Genomic DNA, 20,415 nt, shown 5'->3' with positions numbered 1-20,415 from the left:
GTAGAATTCCCGGCCAACGATGCCAGGAGCCGACCCGATGCTGACGGTGATTTCACCCGCCAAGACCCTCGACTACGACACCCCGCCGGTGACCGAGCGTTTCACCCTGCCCCAGTACCTGGACGACTCCCAGGAACTGATCCAGCAGCTGCGCGACCTGTCGCCAGCGCAGATCAGCGAACTGATGCACCTGTCCGACAAGCTCGCCGGCCTGAATGCAGCGCGCTTCGGCAGCTGGACCCCGGACTTCACCCCGGCCAATGCCAAGCAGGCGCTGCTGGCGTTCAAGGGCGACGTGTACACCGGCCTTGATGCCGAGAGCCTGGGCGATGACGATTTCAACTATGCGCAGCAGCACTTGCGCATGCTTTCGGGCCTGTATGGCCTGCTGCGCCCGCTCGACCTGATGCAACCCTACCGCCTTGAAATGGGCACCAAGCTGGCCAACGCCCGCGGCAAGGACCTGTACGCCTTCTGGGGCACGCGCATCAGCGAATGGCTGAACCAGGCCCTGGCCGAACAGGGCGATGACGTGCTGCTGAACCTGGCCAGCAACGAGTATTTCAGCGCGGTGAAACGCAGCGCGCTGAAGGCCCGGGTGATAAACGTCGACTTCAAGGACCTGAAGAACGGCCAGTACAAGATCATCAGCTTCTACGCCAAGAGGGCGCGAGGGATGATGAGCCGCTTCGTCATCCAGCAGCGCATCAGCGACCCGGAGCAACTCAAGCAATTCGATGTGCAGGGGTACTACTACAGTGCCGAGCAGTCGAAGCCGGACCACCTGGTGTTCCTGCGGGATCATCCTTCCGAGTGATCCTGTCACGCCCTCTTCCCGACTAAAGCCGCTCCCACAGGTACTTCACTGAACGCAAGACCAGTGCACTACCTGTGGGAGCGGCTTTAGCCGCAAAGAGGCCAGCAGCCATTTACGCATCTCTCCTGCCCCGCAACAGGGCGCACTTCATATCGCCATCACGCCACAAATCCGACGCCAAAAAATCGACACTCTGCCACTTATAGCCAAACGCCATAAGACCGTTCGTAGCTTTTTTGACGAATTTTTCAAAATATTTTTCGATGCTGGCATAAAAATATCTCGCAACAGTTTCGCCCTTTATATATCGGGGCAAAACACCCGTGTGCTATCAGATTGAAATTGTCCGCCACTGAAAAAATATTTAGAAATCTTTCATCCACACCGAACCCACCCCGGAACTTCTGCTACGACGAATCGCTCATAGTGCCGTAACGATTTTCCTGCCCCCGGGCTGTGAGAGATGACTTACAGATGACAACGGCAGGTATCCACTACCAGCCCAACAACTTCGACAGGTATGACGGGCACCCCCCGAAGAGCCTGTCCATGCAGGAGAGACGCGTCCCTTTCAATTCGTCCTAGTGGTTGATTTCAAAGGATTTTTCCACTTGAAAAAACAAGCACAGCAAAGCGCCACGTAGCGCCTTGCAATAAAGACGGCTGCATTCCAGGGCACGTTTTTTAATTAATGGCTTTTTACTGCCACATTTGAGTGCATAACTTTTTGCGCTCCGGATTTATTTTGCCTGCGCTCGGCGAAGTGTGCATTTCGCCATGGATCCGTGCGCCCGAAAACTGTTGTTAATCAACCCAGTCCGGCTCTCTCCGGAGGTGCCGACGTGATAAACACATGAGGTGATAGCGATGCGTATCAGCATCTTTGGTTTGGGTTATGTGGGTGCGGTCTGTGCAGGTTGCCTGACGGCGCGAGGCCATGAAGTGATCGGTGTGGATGTGTCCAGCACCAAGATCGACCTGATCAATCAGGGCAAGTCGCCCATCGTCGAACCTGGCCTGGAAGCACTGCTGCAACAGGGCATCGCCAACGGCCGCCTGCGCGGTACTACCGATTTCGCCGAAGCCATCCGTGCCAGCGACGTATCGATGATCTGCGTGGGTACCCCAAGCAAGAAGAACGGCGACCTGGGCCTCGAGTACATCGAGTCGGTGTGCCGCGAAATCGGCTACGTGCTGCGTGACAGCGAGCGCCGCCACACCATCGTGGTACGCAGCACCGTGCTGCCGGGCACCGTGAAGAACGTGGTGATCCCGATCCTCGAAGACTGCTCGGGCAAGAAAGCCGGCGTCGACTTCGGCGTCGCGGTCAACCCGGAATTCCTGCGTGAAAGCACCGCGATCAAGGACTACGACCAGCCACCGATGACCGTCATCGGCGAACTGGACAGCGCCAGCGGCGACATCCTGCAGGCCCTGTACGAAGAGCTCGACGCACCGATCATCCGCAAGCCGATCGAAGTGGCCGAGATGATCAAGTACACCTGCAACGTGTGGCACGCCACCAAGGTCACCTTCGCCAACGAGATCGGCAACATCGCCAAGGCCGTAGGCGTGGATGGCCGTGACGTGATGGACGTAGTCTGCCAGGACAAAGTACTGAACCTGTCCCAGTACTACATGCGCCCTGGCTTCGCCTTCGGCGGCTCGTGCCTGCCCAAGGACGTGCGCGCCCTCACCTATCGCGCCGCCAGCCTCGATGTACGCGCACCGCTGCTCGACTCGCTGATGCGCAGCAACGAATCGCAGGTGCAGAACGCCTTCGAACTGATCGAAGCCCACGACAAGCGCAAGGTCGCCCTGCTCGGCCTGAGCTTCAAGGCCGGCACCGACGACCTGCGTGAAAGCCCGCTGGTGGAACTGGCCGAACGCCTGATCGGCAAGGGCTACCAGCTGGACATCTACGACGAGAACGTCCAGTACGCCCGCGTCCACGGCGCCAACAAGGACTACATCGAGTCGAAAATCCCGCACGTGTCGTCGCTGCTCAACGCCGACTTCCAGAAGGTGATCGACAACGCCGACATCATCGTCCTGGGCAACCGTGACGAGCAGTTCCGTGCGTTGGCCCAGCAAGCGCCGGCCGGCAAGCACGTGATCGACCTGGTCGGCTTCATGAGCAAACCGACCTGCGCCACCAGCCGTACCGAAGGCATCTGCTGGTAAGTGCTGGCCGGGCAGCGGGGGCCTCCCCCCCCCCCGCTGCCCACCTTTTCCCGAATTCTCGACGGATGCTGAACATGCAAAGGATCCAGACAGTGCTGTTGCAGTGCGCCGGTTGGCTGCTCTACATGAGTCTGCTCATGCTGATCGCCCTGGCCCTGCCAGCCGATATCTTCGACTCGCAGTCGAAGCACTTCATCTTCCTGGTCGGCGCAGTCGGCATCTGGCGCTATTCCATGGGCGCCACCCATTTCATCCGCGGCATGATCTTCCTCTACGGCGTGTACCCGTACCTGCGCCGCAAGGTGCAGAAGATGGGGAAGGACGCCGACCCGTCCCACGTTTACCTGATGGTGACCAGCTTCCGCATCGAAGCGCTGACCACCGCCCAGGTGTACAGCTCGGTGATTCGCGAGGCGATCAACTGTGGCTTCCCCACCACCGTGGTCTGCTCGCTGGTGGAGATGTCGGACGAACTGCTGGTGAAAAGCCTGTGGGCCAAATACAACCCGCCCGCCCACGTGAAGCTCGACATCGTGCGCATCGCCGGTACCGGCAAGCGTGACGGCCTGGCCTACGGTTTCCGTGCCATCTCGCGCATGCTGCCGGACGAGAACGCCGTGGTGGCGGTCATCGACGGCGACACCGTGCTGGGCGATGGCGTGGTACGCAAGACCGTGCCGTGGTTCAAGCTGTTCCCCAACGTCGGCGGCCTGACCACCAACGAGTTCTGCGAAGTGCGTGGCGGCTACATCATGAGCGAGTGGCACAAGCTGCGCTTCGCCCAGCGCCACATCAACATGTGCTCGATGGCCCTGTCCAAGCGCGTGCTGACCATGACCGGGCGCATGTCGATGTTCCGCGCCAGCGTGGTGACCAACCCCGAGTTCATCGCCGACGTCGAAAGCGACTCGCTGATGCACTGGCGCCTGGGCCGCTTCAAGTTCCTCACCGGTGACGACAAGTCCAGCTGGTTCAGCCTGATGCGCCTGGGCTACGACACCTTCTACGTGCCGGACGCCGCCATCAACACGGTCGAGCACCCGCCGGAGAAGAGCTTCTTCAAGGCCAGCCGCAAACTGATGTACCGCTGGTACGGCAACAACCTGCGGCAGAACTCCCGCGCGCTGGGCCTCGGCCTGCGCCGCCTGGGCCTGTTCACCAGCATCGTGCTGTTCGACCAGCGCGTGTCGATGTGGACCAGCCTGCTGGGCCTGACCGTGGCGGTAATCGCCAGCCTCAAGTTCGGCATGGGCTTCCTGCTGGTGTACCTGCTGTGGATCGGCATCACCCGTCTGATCCTCACCATCATGCTGCTGTGCTCCGGCCATAACGTGGGCCCGGCCTACCCGCTGATTCTCTATTACAACCAGATCATCGGCGCGCTGATGAAGATCTACGTGTTCTTCCGCCTCGACAAGCAGTCCTGGACGCGTCAGCCCACTGCCCTCAAGCGTGACCTCGCCAGCTTTCAACAATGGTTCAACACCTGGTCCTCGCGGACCATGACCTTCTCGGCTGCCAGCATCTTCGTCGCTGTGCTGTTCATGGTCGTGTGAGCCCAACCCGGATCGGAACTAACAGGAACAAACCACATGAATACCGCCGTGAACGTCAACGTCGTGCATGAGTCCGAAGCCCAGCGCCAGCACGCCCGGGTACGCATCCCCGCCAAGCTGCGCTTCCTCGACCCTCAGCGCCAAGCCCACGATGTGAAAGTCGACGATCTTTCCGCCGGAGGCCTGAGCTTCCACACCAAGCAACCACTGTCGGTTGGCGACGTGCTCCGCGGGCGGCTGCAGTTCACGGTCGACAACCTCGGCCTGTCGATGGACATCGAGTTCCAGGTGCGCTCCTACAACCCGGACAGCGGCCGTACCGGCGCGCAGTTCCAGAACCTCGAGCCACGCGACATCGCCACGCTGCGCCACATCATCACCTCGCACCTCTCGGGTGAACTGATCACTGCTGGCGATGTGCTCAGCACCTTGCAGCGCGACAACTTCACCAAGGCACGCAAGCAGAAGGATGGCGGCAGTGGCCTGAGCGCCTTCGGCCGCCTCAAGGCAGTCACCGTCACCCTCGGTGTATTCGTGGTCGGTGTCGCCGCCTTCGGCTTCATCGCCAAGTCGCTGTACGGCATGTACTTCGTAAGCCATGCCGAAGCCGGCGTGGTCGCGGTACCCACCACCAACGTCACCATGCCGCGCGACGGCACCGTGAACAGCCTGGTCGAAAGCGGTGGCCAGATCGCCAAGGGCGCACCACTGGCCAGCTTCACCACCAGCATGCTGGACATGCTCAAGGGCAACCTGGAAGACGCACAGCTGGAGCCGGCGAAGATCGAGGAACTATTCGGCAAGCAGCTGTCCGGCACCCTCACCAGCCCGTGTGATTGCGTGGTTGCCCGCCAGCTGGTCGACAACGGCCAGTACGCCGCCAAGGGCCAGCCGATCTTCCAGCTGATCCCGCGTACCACCAACCCGATGATCGAGGCGCGCTTCACCTACCGCCAGTTCGACGAGGTCAAGCCAGGCACCCGGGTCAACTTCCAGGTAGCCGGCGAAGACGAAGTACGCACCGGCCAGATCGTCAGCAGCGCCAGCCTCAACAGCGAAGACCTGGCCGCCGACATCCGTGTGCAGATCAAACCTGACAGCGCCCTGCCCGCCGAACTCGCCGGTCGCCCGGCTTCGGTCAACAGCGACCGTGGCCCATCGCTGAACTGGCTGATCGACAAAGCCATGGCCCGTGGGCTGTAAGAGGATCACAACATGATTCCCCACAAGAAAAGCGCCAGCCTGGGCCTGTGTGCCCTGGCTGCTGCCATCACCCTGGCCGGCTGTGCGGGCCTGCCCGACCAGCGCCTGGCCAACGAAGCCATGAAGCGCGGTGACACTGCACTGGCCGAGCGCAACTACAAGGCGCTGGCCGACCTGGGCTACAGCGAAGCGCAAGTGGGCCTGGCCGACATCAAGGTTGCCACCCGCGATCCGGCGAAAATCAAGGAAGCCGAGGCTACCTACCGCGCCGCGGCCGCCATTTCGCCGCGTGCCCAGGCGCGCCTCGGCCGCCTGCTGGTGGCCAAGCCCGACAGCACCCAGGCCGAGCGCGAAGAAGCCGAAACACTGCTCAAGCAAGCCGCCAAGCAGGGCGAAAGCAACACCCTGATCCCGCTGGCGATGCTCTACCTGACCTACCCGCAGAGCTTCCCCAAGGTCAACGCGCAGCAGCAGATCGACCAATGGCGCGCCGCCGGCAACCCGGAAGCGGGCCTGGCCCAGGTGCTGCTGTACCGCACCCAGGGCACCTACGACCAGCATCTGGGCGAAGTGGAAAAAATCTGCAAGGCCGCGCTGAACAGCACCGACATCTGCTACGTCGAACTGGCCACCGTGTACCAGAAGCGTGGCCAGGCCGACCAGCAGGCTGCCCTGCTCGGCCAGCTCAAGGCTGCCTACGCCCGTGGCGCAGTACCGGCCACCCGGGTAGACAGCGTTGCCCGGGTACTGGCTGACCGCAGCCTTGGCCAGACCGACGAGAAAACCGCCAAGGACCTGCTCGAACAGGTGGCCCCGGCCAACCCGGCGTCCTGGGTCAGCCTGGCGCAACTGGTGTACGACTTCCCAGAGCTGGGCGATACCGACCAGCTGATGGCCTACATCGACAAGGGCCGCGAAGCCGAACAGCCACGCGCCGAACTGTTGCTTGGCCGCCTGTACTACGAAGGCAAGACCGTGCCTGCGGACGCGGCCAAAGCCGAACAACACCTGCAGGCTGCCGCCGACGCAGGCGAAGTCAGCGCCCATTACTACCTGGGCCAGCTGTACCGCCGCGGCTACCTGGGCAACGTCGAGCCACAAAAGGCCGTCGACAACCTGCTGGCCGCCGCCCGTGGTGGGCAGAACAGTGCCGACTATGCCCTGGCCCAGCTGTTCAGCGAAGGCCATGGCATTCGCCCGCAACCGGGCAACGCCTGGGTATTCGCCCAGCTGGCCCAGGCCAACCCGTCGCCGCAGTCCGCTGAACTGCTGCAGCAGCTCGACCAGCAACTTACGCCTGACCAGCGCAGCCAGGCCCAGCAACTGCTGGCACAAGAGAAGCAGGCACGCGGCAGCATGGCGCAAGGCGCCAACAGCACCCTGGCCATCGAAGCCCTGCAAGACGATGAAAAAGAAGTAACCGGTGAGGACTCGCTATGACGCTCAATCCCTTCGTGAAAGCCGGCATCGGCCTGAGCTTCGCCCTGCTGTGGTCCTGCCCGACCCTGGCGGAAATGACCGCTGAAAAGAACTTCGGCCTGGATGTGAAGATCACCGGCCAGTCGGAAGACGACCGTGATCTGGGCACCCGCTCCGGCGGCGACGTCAACGGCCTGGGTCTCGACTTGCGCCCTTGGGTATATGGCGAGCGTGGCAACTGGAGCGCCTATGCCATGGGCCAAGCCGTCACCGCGACCGACACCATCGAAACCGACACTCTGCGCCAGAACGACGACGGCACCACGACCGACACCGCCGCCGACGGCCGTGAGCAGGACAAGAGCTACCTGGCCATGCGCGAATTCTGGGTCGGCTACAGCGGCCTCACCGCCTATCCCGGCGAGCAGCTGCGTTTCGGCCGCCAGCGCCTGCGCAGCGACGATGGCATGTGGCGCGACACCAACATCGAGGCGCTGAACTGGACCTTCGACACCACCCTGCTCAAGGCCGACCTGGGCGTTGCCCAACGCTTCAGCGAATACCGCACCGACCTCACCGAGCTGGCCCCCGAAGACAAGGACCGTACGCACGTCTACGGCAATGTCGCCACGCAGTGGACCCCTGGCCACTGGGTCGGTGTACGCGCCCACCACACCCACGACGGCGGCAGCCTGAAGAACCCGGGCGAAACCGTCGATGCGCTGGACAAGACCCGCACCGGCGACCTCACCTGGCTGGGCCTGGAAGCCAACAGCGACGCCTACAACTGGCGCAACGACCACACCGTCAACTACTGGGGCAGCGTCACCTGGCTGACCGGTGACCGCGACACCCTCAGCAGCCAGGTGGTCGGCGACGACACCGTGGCCACCGGCAAGCAGAGTGGTGATGTCAACGCCTGGGCCACCGACCTCGGCATCCGCCTGCGCCTCGACCCGCAATGGCAGGTCGGTGCGGCCTACGCCCGTGGCAGTGGCGGTGGTGGCGACGACGGTTCGAGCAACTACGAGCAGACCGGCCTGGAGAGCAACCGCTCCAACTACACCGGTACCCGTTCGCGCGTGCACCGCTTCGGTGAAGCCTTCCGCGGCGAGCTGGGCAACCTGCAGGCGGCCACCCTGTTCGCCTCCTGGCAGCTGCGCGACGACTACGACGCCAGCTTCATCTACCACAAGTTCTGGCGTGTCGATGGCAACCAGAACATCGGTTCCAGCGGCATCAACGCGGTGGTCAACGACAACGGCGTGAACCGCCCGCTGGTCGATGGTGAAAAAGACCTTGGCCAGGAAATGGACGTGGTCGTGACCAAGTACTTCAAGCAAGGCCTGCTGCCGGCTTCGATGAGCCAGGCCATCGACGAGCCATCTGCCCTGGTGCGCCTGCGTGCTGGCGTGTTCAAGCCGGGCGATGCCTATGGCAAGGAAGCGGACTCGTACATGCACCGCGCCTTCGTCGACGTGATCTGGCGCTTCTGAGGCCGGTAGAGGACTTACCGTTATGAACCTTCACCCGCACTTACGTCACAGCCTGTTGGCCAGCGCCTTGCTGCTGGCCAGCGGCCTGGTGGCTGCCGCAGAGCCCCAGGTGATCGCCAAGGAACTGCAGCAGGCCAAGACCTACACGGTCTCCAGCGCGCCGATCGAGCCGCTGCACATGGACCCGCCGAAGCTGCCTGACCTGACCGGCTACACCTTTGATGCGGTGCAGAAGAAAATCGACCGCCGCCACAAGGGCAAGGTCAGCCTGCGCCGCATGTTCCAGGAGGATACCCTCAAGGAATTCGTCGGCGGCGACAACAAGGCGGCCGAGTGGGTCCAGCGCCAGCATGGCATTCCACAGGCGATCTTCATCGATGACGGCCATGTCGACCTGGTCGAGCTGAGCAAGAAGGTACCCAAGCAGTACCTCAGCGAAGTCGAGCCGGGTGTATACCTGGCGCGCCTGCCGATCGTGGTCGGGCAGAAGGGCATCCTCGAGATCGACGGCAAGGTCAAGCAGCTGCGCCTGTCCCAGGAAGGCGGTTCGTTCCTGGTCAACGACGGCAAGCTGTTCGTCACCGACACCCAGGTGACCGGCTGGCGGGAAAAGGAAAATGGCCCGGCGACCTTCCGCTCGCCCAAGGAATTCCGCCCGTTCCTGCTGTCGTGGGGCGGTACCGAGACCTACATCGTCAACACCAAGATGGCCAGCTTCGGCTACGCCAAGTCCAAATCGTACGGCGTGAGCATCTCGCAGTACACGCCGAACATGGCCAAGCGCATGGGCCGCCCGGAACCCACCGGTTGGATCATCGGCTCTGAGTTCAGCGACATGTGGTACGGCTTCTACTGCTACGAGACCCAGGACTTCGTGGTCAAGGACAGCACCTACCGCGACAACATCGTCTACGGCATCGACCCGCACGACCGCTCGCACCGGCTGATCATCGCCGGCAACACGGTGTACGGCACCAAGAAGAAGCACGGCATCATCGTTTCGCGTGAGGTCAACGACAGCTGGATCATCAACAACAAGAGCTTCGACAACAAGCTCTCGGGCGTGGTGATCGACCGTAACAGCGTCAACAACCTGATCGCCTACAACGAGATCTACCGCAACCACACCGACGGCATCACGCTGTACGAAAGTGGCGACAACCTGATCTGGGGCAACAAGCTGATCAACAACCGCCGCCACGGCATCCGCGTGCGCAACAGCGTGAACATCCGCCTGTACGAAAACGTCGCCATGGCCAACGGTCTGGTCGGCGTGTACGGCCACATCAAGGACCTGTCCAACACCGACCGCGACATCGCCCTCGACCCGTTCGACACCAAGGTGTCGCTGATCCTGGTCGGTGGCGAACTGTCGGCCAACGGCTCCGGCCCCCTGTCGATCGACTCGCCGCTGTCGGTCGAGCTGTACAAGGTGTCCATGCTCGCCCCGCGCAAGGCCAGCGGTATCAGCCTCAACGGCGTTCTGGGCGAACGCCAGGACGAAATCCTCGACCTGCTGGTACGCCAGCAAAAGGCTGTGCTGATCGACCCGGTCGAACGCCAGACCGAAATGATCGATTAAGGAAGCCCAGACCATGACCCCACATCTGATGAAACTGCTGGGCCTGTCCGCCGCCCTCCTGGCGATCAGCCAGGGCGTGCGCGCCGAAGACGTCAAGGCCCCTACCTTCAGCGCCGAGCCTTGCTGCCAGCTGTGCCCTGAAGCGCATGACCCAAGCCGCTACACAACCCGTTACCAGCAGAACTTCACCACGCTGGTGCAGGCCCAGGGCGACTGGCTGTTCCGTACCCGCGAAGACCTGCGCACCGAGTTCAATACCACCCCGGCCGGCTACAAGCGCCTGCAGCAAGTGCACGACGCGTTCAAGAAGCGCGGCGTGGAGCTGGTGGTGGTGTACCAGCCGACCCGTGGCCTGGTGAACCGCAACATGCTCAACCCGGCGGAAAAGGCTGCCTTCGACTACCAGAAGGCCCTGGGCAACTACCAGGCCATGCTCAAGCGCTTTGCCAGCATGGGCTACAACGTACCCGACCTGTCGCCGCTGACCAACGAACAGCTGGCCGCTGCCGACCAGGGCAAGGACTTCTACTTCCGTGGCGACCAGCACTGGACGCCTTACGGCGCCGAGCGCGCTGCCAGGATCGTGGCCGATACCGTGCACAAGATGCCGGCCTTCGAAGGCATCCCGCGCAAGGAATTCGAAACGAAAAAGTCCGGGCGCATGGGCAAGACCGGCACCTTGCATAACGTCGCCGGTCAGCTCTGTGGTACCAGCTACGCCGTCCAGTACATGGACCAGTTCGCCACCGAGCCCAAAGGCTCCGACAGTGGCGGTGACGACCTGTTCGGTGACGCCGGCAACGCGCAGATCACCCTGGTGGGTACCAGCCACAGTGGCAAGAACTACAACTTCGCGGGCTTCCTGCAACAGTACATTGGTGCCGATGTACTGAACGTCGCCTTCCCCGGCGGCGGCCTGGAAGGCTCGATGATCCAGTACCTGGGCAGCGAGGAATTCCAGAAGAACCCGCCGAAGATCCTGATCTGGGAATTCTCCCCGCTGTATCGCCTGGACCAGGAAACCATCTGGCGGCAAATCCTTGGTCTGCTCGACGACGGCTGCGATGACCGCCCGGCCCTGATGAGCGCCAGCGCCACCCTCAAACCCGGCAAGAACGAGCTGATGGTCAACGGCAAGGGCGGCGTGATCAAAGACCTGATCAACCGCAACATCCAGATGGACGTCAAGTTCGAAGACCCATCGGTGAAGGTGCTGCAGGCCACCCTCTGGTACCTCAACGGTCGCCACGAGGACATCAAGCTGGAAAAACCGGAAACCTCCGACACCGACGGCCGCTTCGTCTTCCAGATGCGCGAAGACGAGGACTGGGCCAGCCAGAGCCTGCTGGCGTTCGAGGTGCAGGGGCCGGAAAGCGGTACCCAGAAGGTCGAGGCCAAGCTCTGCAAACGCAACAACTTCGCCGTGCCCGCGCAGACCGCGCAGGCCGGCCAGTGAGGCGACCATGACCATGCTCAAGCGAATCTTCCGCCCTGCCCTGCTCACCCTGGCCCTGTTCGGCGGCGCCGCGCAGGCCGCGCTGGTGCCCCCGCAGGGTTATTACGAAGGCATTGAAAAGCTCAAGACCGGAGACGGCAACTTCCATTGCGAGCCGGCGCCAAAGCCGTACACCGGCGCGTTGCAGTTCCGCAGCAAGTATGAAGGTTCGGACAAGGCTCGGGCGACGCTCAACGTGGCCTCGGAAAAGGCCTTTCGCAAGTCGACCGAGGGCATCACCACCCTCGAGAAGGGCGTGAGCAAGATGGTCGGCCAGTACATGCGTGACGGCCGCCCGGCCCAGCTGGATTGCGCGCTCACCTGGCTGGGCTCCTGGGCACGTGCCGATGCGCTGATGTCCACCGACTACAACCACACCGGCAAATCCATGCGCAAGTGGGCGCTGGGCAGCATGAGCGGGTCCTGGCTGCGCCTTAAGTTTTCCAACTCGCAGCCGCTGGCCGCGCACCGGGAAGAGGCCGAGCTGATCGAGAAGTGGTTCGCCCGCCTCGCTGAACAGACCGTGCGCGACTGGAGCGATCTGCCACTGGAGAAGATCAACAACCACAGTTACTGGGCGGCCTGGTCGGTGATGGCTACCGCCGTGGCCACCGACCGCCGCGACCTGTTCGACTGGGCGGTGAAGGAATACAAGGTCGGCGCCAACCAGGTGGATGAACAGGGCTTCCTGCCCAACGAGATCAAGCGCAAGCAGCGCGCCCTGGCGTATCACAACTACGCCCTGCCGCCGCTGGCGATGATCGCCAGCTTCGCCCAGGCCAATGGTGTCGACCTGCGCAGCGAGAACAACTTCGCCCTTCAGCGTCTGGGCGAAGGCGTGCTGGCCGGTGTGCGCGACCCGAGTCAATTCAAGGCACGCGCCGGCGAGAAGCAGGACATGACCGACCTGAAGATCGACAGCAAGTATTCATGGCTCGAACCCTGGTGCGCGCTGTACCACTGCGTCGGTGACACCCTGGAGCGCAAGCACGACATGCAGCCGTTCAACAGCTTCAGGCTCGGCGGCGACGTGACACGGGTCTACGACCCGAGCGCAAAGAGCAAGAAGTGACACCTCCCATCTGGGAGTGAACCTGTGGCAGCGGGCTTGCCCGCTACCACAGGGACCTAAGTTGCCTTCCGGTTTTTCGCTGGGGGGTTTGGGGGGCGCTTTGCCCCGGATGCTGTGAACAAAAAGGAGAACCGGGATGGTCTTCTCGTCCAACGTGTTCCTGTTCCTGTTCTTGCCGATCTTCCTCGGCCTGTACTACTTGAGCGGGCAACGTTATCGCAACCTGCTGCTGCTGGTCGCCAGCTACATCTTCTACGCGTGGTGGCGGGTGGACTTCCTGGCCCTGTTTGCCGGGGTCACCCTGTGGAACTACTGGATCGGCCTGAAAGTCGGCGCTGCCGGTGTGCGTACCAAGCCCGCGCAGCGCTGGCTGCTGCTCGGCGTCGGTGTCGACCTGGCGATCCTCGGCTACTTCAAGTACGCCAACTTCGGTGTCGACAGCCTCAACGCGATCATAACTTCGTTCGGCCTGGAGCCGTTCATCCTCACCCACGTGCTGTTGCCGATCGGTATCTCGTTCTACATCTTCGAGTCGATCAGCTACATCATCGACGTGTACCGCGGCGATACCCCGGCCACCCGCAACCTGATCGACTTCGCGGCGTTCGTGGCGATCTTCCCGCACCTGATCGCCGGCCCCGTGCTGCGCTTCAAGGACCTGGTCGACCAGTTCAACAACCGCACCCATACCCTGGACAAGTTCTCCGAAGGCTGCACCCGCTTCATGCAGGGCTTCATCAAGAAAGTGTTCATCGCCGATACCCTGGCGGTAGTGGCCGACCACTGCTTCGCCCTGCAGAACCCGACCACCGGCGATGCCTGGCTCGGCGCCCTGGCCTACACCGCGCAGCTGTACTTCGACTTCAGCGGCTACAGCGACATGGCCATCGGCCTGGGCCTGATGATGGGCTTCCGCTTCATGGAGAACTTCAAGCAGCCGTACATCAGCCAGTCGATCACCGAGTTCTGGCGGCGCTGGCACATCAGCCTGTCGACCTGGCTGCGCGACTACCTGTACATCACCCTGGGCGGTAACCGCAAAGGCACCTTCAACACCTACCGCAACCTGTTCCTGACCATGCTGCTGGGCGGCCTGTGGCATGGCGCCAACTTCACCTACATCATCTGGGGCGCCTGGCACGGCATGTGGCTGGCCATCGAGCGCGCGCTGGGCATCGACACCAACCCCCAGCGTTTCAACCCGGTGAAGTGGGCATTCACCTTCCTGCTGGTGGTGGTCGGCTGGGTGATCTTCCGTGCCGAGAACCTGGAAGTGGCCGGCCGCATGTATGGCGCCATGTTCAGCTTCGGTGAATGGCAGCTGTCGGAACTCAACCGTGCCCAGCTCACCGGCCTGCAGGTAGCCACCTTGGTTGTCGCCTACATCACCCTTGCGTTCTTCGGCCTGCGCGACTTCTACCGCAACGCCAGGCCAACGCCCAAGGCCACCCCGGTGGAGGTCAACAGCGACGGTTCGATCGGCCTGGACTGGACCCGGGTGATGACCCGCGCCCTGGTGCTGCTGCTGTTCGTGGCCTCGATCCTCAAGCTTTCGGCGCAGAGCTACTCGCCGTTCCTTTACTTCCAGTTCTGAGGTTGATGACATGACCCGGACATTACGCATTACCTATTCGCTGTCGTTCCTCGGCCTGCTGGTGGGCATGGGCGTCTGGTCCACCGGTGGCCTGCAAAGCTTCCAGCGTACCGAGCAGATGACCCTGCTCAACGGCAAGCTGGCCAAGGCCGCCGAGACCCATTACGACGAGCAGTTCCCGATCAAGCGCCTGGGCACCAACCTGTGGGCGGCGATGGACTTCAAGCTGTTCAACGAAGGCCGCCCCGGCGTGGTGCTGGGCCGCGACCAGTGGCTGTTCAGTGACGAGGAGTTCAAGCCCACCGCCGGTGCCGAGCAGCTGATGCAGGAAAACCTGGCGTTGATCCGTGGCGTGCGCGACACCCTGCAGCAGCACGGCAGCCAGCTGGTGCTGGCGATCGTGCCGGCCAAGGCGCGGGTGTACGCCGAGTACCTGGGCAAGGAACTGCCGACCAGCCTGCATGACGACCTGTACAACCAGTTCCATGCCCAGGTGCGCCAGGCCAACGTGTTCGCTCCGGACCTGATGGCACCCATGGAACAGGCCAAGGCCCGCGGCCAAGTGTTCCTGCGCACCGACACCCACTGGACGCCAATGGGTGCCGAAGTGGCGGCGCAGGCCGTGGCCGAGGCGGTCAGCCGCCAGAGCCTGCTCAACGGCGACCCGCAGGCGTTCATCACCGAAGCCGGCAGCACCGCGCCATACAAGGGTGACCTGACCAACTTCCTGCCACTGGACCCGCTGTTCAGCAACCTGCTGCCGGCCCCGGACAACCTGCAGCAACGCACCACTCGCCCTGTCGAGGCCGAAGGTGAAGCCGGTGACGCACTGTTCGCCGACAAGCAGATCCCGGTTGCCCTGGTGGGCACCAGCTACAGCGCCAACCCGCACTGGAACTTCCTCGGCGCGCTGCAGCAGGCCCTGCGCAGCGACGTGGCCAACTACGCCGAAGACGGCCATGGCCCGCTGCTGCCGATGCTCAAGTACCTGCAAAGCGATGCCTTCAAGAACGCCGCACCCCAGGTGGTGGTGTGGGAATTCCCCGAACGTTATCTGCCAATGAAGAACGACCTCAGCAGCTTCGATCCGCAGTGGATCGCCCAGCTGAAGAACACCCGTAAATCCGAAGAAAACCTGGCTTTGTCGTCCACCCGGACTAACCACTAATCAGAGGAACATACATATGACTACCAAGACTTCCATTGCCAAAGCCCTCACCCTCGCGGCCGGCCTGTCCCTGGCCTCTATGCAGGCCTTCGCCGGTGCCGACGCCGCGCTGTACGGCCCGAGCGCACCAAAAGGCTCGACCTTCGTGCGCCTGTACAACGCTTCCAGCGCACCGGCTGCAGCCTCGGTCGGCAACACCCAGATCAAGCAGGTTGGCGCCCAGGGCAGCAGCGACTTCAGCTTCCTGCCAGGGGGTGACTACACCGCCCAGGTCGGCGGCAAGAGCGTGCCGGTCAAGCTGGCTGCGGACAAGTACTACACCCTGGTCAACAGCGCCAGCGGCAACCCGCAGCTGATCGAAGAGCCGCCGTTCAAGAACAAGCAGAAAGCCTTGGTTCGTGTGCAGAACCTCAGTGACCAGCAACTGACCCTGAAGACCGCCGACGGCAAGACCGAAGTGGTCAAGCCCGTTGCCGCCAACGGCCGTGGCGAACGCGAAATCAACCCGGTCAAGGTCAACCTGGCGCTGTACCAAGGAGACAAGAAAGTGGGTGACGTCAAACCCGTCGCCCTGGAGCGCGGCGAAGCCGCAGTGCTGTACGTAACGGGTTCCGGCAACGCCTTGTCGCCGGTGTGGGTAACTCGCCCCGTGGCTAGCAACTGATTCCCCTGCCTCTCAACGACTATTGGAGAAACATGATGATCCCGGTAATTCTTTCTGGTGGTAGCGGTTCCCGTCTGTGGCCTCTGTCGCGCAAGCAGTTCCCCAAGCAGTTCCTGGCCCTGACCAGTGAACACACGCTGTTCCAGCAAACCCTCGAGCGCCTGGTGTTCGAAGGCATGGACACCCCGATCGTGGTCTGCAACAAGGACCACAAGTTCATCGTGCAAGAGCAATTGGCCGCGCTGAAGCTGGAAACCCAAGGCATCCTGATGGAACCGTTCGGCCGCAATACCGCGCCGGCCGTGGCCATGGCTGCCATGAAACTGATCAACGAAGGCCGCGACGAGCTGATGCTGGTGCTGCCCGCTGACCACGTGATCGAGGACCAGAAGGCCCTGCAACGCGCCCTGGCCCTGGCCACCGTGGCCGCCGAGCGTGGCGAGATGGTGCTGTTCGGCGTGCCGGCAACCAAGCCGGAAACCGGCTACGGCTACATCCGTTCCAGCCAGGACGCCCTGCTGCCAGAAGGCGTGGCGCGCGTGGCGCAGTTCGTCGAGAAGCCCGATGAAAAACGCGCCGCCGAGTTCGTCCAGGCCGGCGGTTACTTCTGGAACAGCGGCATGTTCCTGTTCCGTGCCAGCCGCTTCCTCGAAGAGCTGAAAAAACACGACGGCGACATCTACGACACCTGCGTGCTGGCCCTGGAGCGCAGCCAGGAAGACGGTGATGTGCTGAGCATCGACGAAGCCACCTTCGCCTGCTGCCCGGACAACTCCATCGACTACGCGGTGATGGAAAAGACCCAGCGCGCCTGCGTGGTGCCGATGTCGGCAGGCTGGAGCGACGTGGGCTGCTGGTCGTCGCTGTGGGAAGTGCACGAGAAGGACGACAACGGCAACGTCACCAAGGGCGACGTGGTGGTGCAGGACAGCCACAACTGCATGATCCACGGTAACGGCAAGCTGGTGTCGGTGATCGGCCTGGAGAACATCGTGGTGGTCGAGACCAAGGACGCCATGATGATTGCCCACAAGGACAAGGTCCAGGGCGTCAAGCAGATGGTCAAGACCCTCGACGAGCAGGGCCGCAGCGAAACCCAGAACCACCTGGAAGTGTATCGCCCGTGGGGCTCGTACGACTCGGTGGACATGGGCGGCCGCTTCCAGGTCAAGCACATCACCGTCAAGCCGGGCGCCAGCCTGTCGCTGCAGATGCACCACCACCGCGCCGAGCACTGGATCGTGGTGTCCGGTACCGCCGAGGTGACCTGTGACGAGAACGTGTTCCTGCTGACCGAGAACCAGTCCACCTACATCCCGATCGCCTCGGTGCACCGCCTGCGCAACCCGGGCAAGATCCCGCTGGAGATCATCGAAGTGCAGTCCGGCAGCTACCTGGGCGAGGATGACATCGAGCGCTTCGAAGATGTTTACGGGCGTACCTCCACGCCGATCGAACGGGGTGTTTCGGTGAAGACCATCGCGCAGTAATGCAACCCCTGGGGCCGCTTTGCGGCCCCGCTTTTTTGAGCCACTTCCCATTTCGGGCTACGATGGTCAGACCCCGCGCAACCAAGGTCTGCCTGCCCCATGATCATCGGTGCCTTCCTCATTCTCACCTGGCTGGTGCTGCTGTTGCGCTACCCGGCCAAGGCCCTGCCGATCTCGCTGGCCGCCGTTTGTGGCCTGGGCCTGGTGGCCTTGTTCGTCATCTGGCAGGACACCCGCGAAACCTCGCAACTGGCCCGCCTGGACCTGCGCCTGGCCTACGCCCCCGAACACTGCCCCGCCGACCGCGCCCTGCAGGTACGCATGAAGAACGGCAACGACGTGCCGCTGACCGAGCTGCGCTGGCGGGTGGCCGCGTATGCGCCGGGCGATACCGTGAACCTGGCGGAGAACACCTACAACGCCCCGCGCTACCGTGGGCCGGGTGAACTACAGCCGGGGGCCGAGTGGAAAGACTGCCTGCCACTGCCGCCACTGCGCTCTGGGTACCGGCCGCAGACCTTGGAGTTTCGTGCAGAGCACCTGCAAGGTGCGTTTGCCAACTAATGTATCGCCTGTGCCGGGCCATTACGGGGCGTGGCCCCGCAAAGGCCCCGCCCCGCAACCCCCACCTACCCCGGCCACACGCCCCCCCCCGCCCGGGCCGCCCCCCACACGGCCCCGGCACAGGCAACACCAACTTCCCCTGACAACAGGCCCCAACCATGCCCACCGTCCTGATCACCGGTTGTTCCAGCGGCATCGGCCGCGCCCTGGCCGACGCCTTCCGCGATGCCGGCCACCACGTCTGGGCCACCGCCCGCAAACCTGAGGATGTCGAGCAACTGAACGCCGCCGGCTTCACCGCCCGGCAACTTGATGTGAACGACAGCGAAGCGCTGGCCCGCCTGGCCGAGGAACTGGTAAACCTCGATATCTTGATCAACAACGCCGGCTACGGCGCCATGGGCCCGCTGCTCGATGGCGGTGTGGATGCCTTGCGCCAGCAGTTCGAAACCAACGTATTCGCCGTGGTCGGCGTTACTCGCGCATTGTTCCCACAGCTACGCCGCTCACGGGGCCTGGTGGTGAACATCGGCAGCGTATCAGGCGTGCTGGTCACGCCGTTTGCCGGCGCCTACTGCGCCTCGAAAGCAGCCGTGCATGCACTGAGCGATGCATTGCGCCTGGAATTGGCGCCGTTTGGGGTGCGGGTGATGGAAGTGCAGCCTGGGGCGATTGCCTCGCAGTTCGCCAGCAATGCCCAGCGTCAGGCCGAGCAGGTGCTGGCGGCGGACTCGGCGTGGTGGCCGCTGCGCGAGCACGTGCAGGCACGGGCACGGGCTTCGCAGGACAAGCCCACCTCGGCGGCAGTGTTTGCCCAGGGCGTGCTGGCGGCGGTCGGGAAGTCGCCGGTGCCGGCGATGGTACGGTTGGGGAACGGCAGTACGGCTTTGCCGTTGATGGCCCGGTTACTGCCACGGCGGGTGCTGGACTGGGCGCTACGCAAGCGGTTTGGCCTACTGCGCCCGCTCTGATTGATGGGTAGCCTGTGCTGGCCTCTTCGCGGGTAAACCCGCTCCCACAGGTACCCCACAGAATTTGAGTCCTGTGCGATCCCTGTGGGAGCGGGTTTACCCGCGAAGAGGCCGGTACAGGCAAAACAGATCAGGCAATGGAACGCAGCACCCCGCCATCCACCCGCAAGGCAGCCCCGGTGGTAGCACTGGCCTGCATCGACGCCAGGTACACCACCATGTTCGCCACCTCCTCCACCGTCGCCAGCCGCTTGATCAGCGAGGTCGGCCGGTGCTCAGCCAGGAAGTTGGCCTCCAGTTCTTCAGTCGACACCCCCTGCTCCTCGGCCAGCTTGGCAAAGAAATCACCCACCCCCTCCGAGCGTGTGGGCCCCGGCAGCACCGAATTCACCGTCACCCCGGTACCAGCCAGCGTCTCGGCCAACCCGCGCGACACCGCCAGCAACGCAGTCTTGGTCATGCCGTAATGAATCATCTCGGTCGGAATCTGCAGCGCCGACTCACTGGACAGGAACACCACCCGCCCCCATTTGCGCTCGGCCATGCCCTGGGCATAGTGACGCGACAGGCGAACGGCGCTGAGCACATTGACGTCGAAGAAACGCTGCCAGTCCTCATCCTCGATCTCGAAAAACGGCTTGGGCTCGAAGATGCCCAGGTTGTTGACCAGTATGTCGGTGTGCGGCACCTGGTCGAAAAGCTGCTGCGCACCAGCCTGGGTGCCCAGGTCGGCAGCGATGCCGATGATGCGCGCCTGCGGCAGGCGTTCGCGCACAACTTTGAGAGCTTCGTCGACCCGGGCCTGGGTGCGTCCGTTGAGGACCACCTCGGCCCCCGCTTCGGCCAGGCCGATGGCGATGGCCAGGCCGATGCCCGCGGTGGAGCCGCTGACGATGGCGCGCTTGCCGTTCAGGGAAATGTGCATCTGTGCCTCCTCATCTGTCTGGGGAATCGCAGGGGGCTGCTTTGCAGCCCATCGCCGGCAAGCCAGCTCCCACAGGAATTGCACTGTGCCTGGGGCCAGCGCTGTACCTGTGGGAGCTGGCTTGCCGGCGATGGGGCCCCACCCCGGCCCCCGGGTTTTTGGTTATTAGCAGGGCGCGCAACAAAACCCAGCCCCCCCCCCCCCCCCGCCGATGT

Annotated in this window: 16 protein-coding genes; 15 read left to right on the top strand and 1 reads right to left on the bottom strand. The window is 63.2% G+C overall.

Annotation, left to right across the window (positions count from 1 at the left end; genetic code table 11):
- Positions 1-37 precede the first annotated feature (37 nt).
- The 15 genes from yaaA to IRZ77_RS09935 all read left to right on the top strand — a co-directional run bounded on the left by yaaA (position 38) and on the right by IRZ77_RS09935 (position 19,275).
- Entirely contained in the window at positions 38-817 is a 780-nt protein-coding gene (gene yaaA, locus IRZ77_RS10005; RefSeq protein ID WP_085601194.1) for a peroxide stress protein YaaA, read from the top strand.
- 867 nt (positions 818-1,684) lie between these two features.
- Complete coding sequence (locus tag IRZ77_RS10000) at positions 1,685-3,001, top strand: nucleotide sugar dehydrogenase (RefSeq protein WP_003257136.1); 1,317 nt, start codon at positions 1,685-1,687, stop codon at positions 2,999-3,001.
- A 74-nt stretch (positions 3,002-3,075) separates the two neighbouring features.
- On the top strand, positions 3,076-4,557 hold the full coding sequence (locus tag IRZ77_RS09995) for a glycosyltransferase family 2 protein (protein ID WP_046617055.1): 1,482 nt from the start codon (positions 3,076-3,078) through the stop codon (positions 4,555-4,557).
- A gap of 36 nt (positions 4,558-4,593) precedes the next feature.
- Positions 4,594-5,760 (top strand): alginate biosynthesis protein Alg44, encoded by a 1,167-nt coding sequence (locus IRZ77_RS09990; protein ID WP_046617054.1) that lies wholly within the window; start codon positions 4,594-4,596, stop codon positions 5,758-5,760.
- Between the two features lie 12 nt (positions 5,761-5,772).
- Positions 5,773-7,200: an alginate biosynthesis TPR repeat lipoprotein AlgK gene (gene algK, locus IRZ77_RS09985; RefSeq protein WP_046617053.1), complete on the top strand. Its 1,428-nt coding sequence runs from the start codon at positions 5,773-5,775 to the stop codon at positions 7,198-7,200.
- Complete coding sequence (locus tag IRZ77_RS09980; protein WP_046617052.1) at positions 7,197-8,675, top strand: alginate export family protein; 1,479 nt, start codon at positions 7,197-7,199, stop codon at positions 8,673-8,675. Before algK ends, IRZ77_RS09980 begins: the two co-directional genes overlap by 4 nt.
- A gap of 22 nt (positions 8,676-8,697) precedes the next feature.
- Entirely contained in the window at positions 8,698-10,257 is a 1,560-nt protein-coding gene (gene algG / locus IRZ77_RS09975; protein ID WP_085601193.1) for a mannuronan 5-epimerase AlgG, read from the top strand.
- Positions 10,258-10,270: 13 nt separating this feature from the next.
- Complete coding sequence (locus tag IRZ77_RS09970; protein WP_046617050.1) at positions 10,271-11,713, top strand: alginate O-acetyltransferase; 1,443 nt, start codon at positions 10,271-10,273, stop codon at positions 11,711-11,713.
- 7 nt (positions 11,714-11,720) lie between these two features.
- On the top strand, positions 11,721-12,824 hold the full coding sequence (locus tag IRZ77_RS09965) for a mannuronate-specific alginate lyase (protein ID WP_046617049.1): 1,104 nt from the start codon (positions 11,721-11,723) through the stop codon (positions 12,822-12,824).
- Between the two features lie 136 nt (positions 12,825-12,960).
- Positions 12,961-14,418, top strand: coding sequence for an MBOAT family O-acyltransferase (locus tag IRZ77_RS09960; protein WP_046617048.1), 1,458 nt, complete (start codon positions 12,961-12,963; stop codon positions 14,416-14,418).
- A 10-nt stretch (positions 14,419-14,428) separates the two neighbouring features.
- Positions 14,429-15,586: an alginate O-acetyltransferase gene (locus IRZ77_RS09955; RefSeq protein ID WP_046617047.1), complete on the top strand. Its 1,158-nt coding sequence runs from the start codon at positions 14,429-14,431 to the stop codon at positions 15,584-15,586.
- A gap of 16 nt (positions 15,587-15,602) precedes the next feature.
- Positions 15,603-16,250 (top strand): alginate O-acetyltransferase AlgF, encoded by a 648-nt coding sequence (locus tag IRZ77_RS09950; RefSeq protein ID WP_046617046.1) that lies wholly within the window; start codon positions 15,603-15,605, stop codon positions 16,248-16,250.
- Between the two features lie 35 nt (positions 16,251-16,285).
- Positions 16,286-17,740: a mannose-1-phosphate guanylyltransferase/mannose-6-phosphate isomerase gene (locus IRZ77_RS09945; RefSeq protein WP_046617045.1), complete on the top strand. Its 1,455-nt coding sequence runs from the start codon at positions 16,286-16,288 to the stop codon at positions 17,738-17,740.
- 99 nt (positions 17,741-17,839) lie between these two features.
- On the top strand, positions 17,840-18,304 hold the full coding sequence (locus tag IRZ77_RS09940) for a multidrug transporter (protein ID WP_085601224.1): 465 nt from the start codon (positions 17,840-17,842) through the stop codon (positions 18,302-18,304).
- A gap of 158 nt (positions 18,305-18,462) precedes the next feature.
- Positions 18,463-19,275: an SDR family oxidoreductase gene (locus IRZ77_RS09935; RefSeq protein WP_108480646.1), complete on the top strand. Its 813-nt coding sequence runs from the start codon at positions 18,463-18,465 to the stop codon at positions 19,273-19,275.
- Positions 19,276-19,405: 130 nt separating this feature from the next.
- On the opposite strand, the gene IRZ77_RS09930 is transcribed toward IRZ77_RS09935, so the two are convergent.
- Positions 19,406-20,200 (bottom strand): SDR family NAD(P)-dependent oxidoreductase, encoded by a 795-nt coding sequence (locus IRZ77_RS09930; RefSeq protein ID WP_046617103.1) that lies wholly within the window; start codon positions 20,198-20,200, stop codon positions 19,406-19,408.
- Between the last annotated feature and the right edge of the window lie 215 nt (positions 20,201-20,415).

This window comes from Pseudomonas pudica (genome assembly GCF_015680405.1).
Taxonomy (GTDB): Bacteria; Pseudomonadota; Gammaproteobacteria; order Pseudomonadales; family Pseudomonadaceae; genus Aquipseudomonas; species Aquipseudomonas pudica.
The sequence above is the reverse complement of the archived record's forward strand: the minus strand, read 5'-3'. Positions and strand labels throughout refer to the sequence as shown.

What these genes read in the sequence shown, in the direction of transcription:
- yaaA (WP_085601194.1), top strand. Translation starts at nt 38, where the DNA reads ATGCTGACGGTGATTTCACCCGCCAAGACCCTCGACTACGACACCCCG.
- IRZ77_RS10000 (WP_003257136.1), top strand. Translation starts at nt 1,685, where the DNA reads ATGCGTATCAGCATCTTTGGTTTGGGTTATGTGGGTGCGGTCTGTGCA.
- IRZ77_RS09995 (WP_046617055.1), top strand. Translation starts at nt 3,076, where the DNA reads ATGCAAAGGATCCAGACAGTGCTGTTGCAGTGCGCCGGTTGGCTGCTC.
- IRZ77_RS09990 (WP_046617054.1), top strand. Translation starts at nt 4,594, where the DNA reads ATGAATACCGCCGTGAACGTCAACGTCGTGCATGAGTCCGAAGCCCAG.
- algK (WP_046617053.1), top strand. Translation starts at nt 5,773, where the DNA reads ATGATTCCCCACAAGAAAAGCGCCAGCCTGGGCCTGTGTGCCCTGGCT.
- IRZ77_RS09980 (WP_046617052.1), top strand. Translation starts at nt 7,197, where the DNA reads ATGACGCTCAATCCCTTCGTGAAAGCCGGCATCGGCCTGAGCTTCGCC.
- algG (WP_085601193.1), top strand. Translation starts at nt 8,698, where the DNA reads ATGAACCTTCACCCGCACTTACGTCACAGCCTGTTGGCCAGCGCCTTG.
- IRZ77_RS09970 (WP_046617050.1), top strand. Translation starts at nt 10,271, where the DNA reads ATGACCCCACATCTGATGAAACTGCTGGGCCTGTCCGCCGCCCTCCTG.
- IRZ77_RS09965 (WP_046617049.1), top strand. Translation starts at nt 11,721, where the DNA reads ATGACCATGCTCAAGCGAATCTTCCGCCCTGCCCTGCTCACCCTGGCC.
- IRZ77_RS09960 (WP_046617048.1), top strand. Translation starts at nt 12,961, where the DNA reads ATGGTCTTCTCGTCCAACGTGTTCCTGTTCCTGTTCTTGCCGATCTTC.
- IRZ77_RS09955 (WP_046617047.1), top strand. Translation starts at nt 14,429, where the DNA reads ATGACCCGGACATTACGCATTACCTATTCGCTGTCGTTCCTCGGCCTG.
- IRZ77_RS09950 (WP_046617046.1), top strand. Translation starts at nt 15,603, where the DNA reads ATGACTACCAAGACTTCCATTGCCAAAGCCCTCACCCTCGCGGCCGGC.
- IRZ77_RS09945 (WP_046617045.1), top strand. Translation starts at nt 16,286, where the DNA reads ATGATCCCGGTAATTCTTTCTGGTGGTAGCGGTTCCCGTCTGTGGCCT.
- IRZ77_RS09940 (WP_085601224.1), top strand. Translation starts at nt 17,840, where the DNA reads ATGATCATCGGTGCCTTCCTCATTCTCACCTGGCTGGTGCTGCTGTTG.
- IRZ77_RS09935 (WP_108480646.1), top strand. Translation starts at nt 18,463, where the DNA reads ATGCCCACCGTCCTGATCACCGGTTGTTCCAGCGGCATCGGCCGCGCC.
- IRZ77_RS09930 (WP_046617103.1), bottom strand. Translation starts at nt 20,200, where the DNA reads ATGCACATTTCCCTGAACGGCAAGCGCGCCATCGTCAGCGGCTCCACC.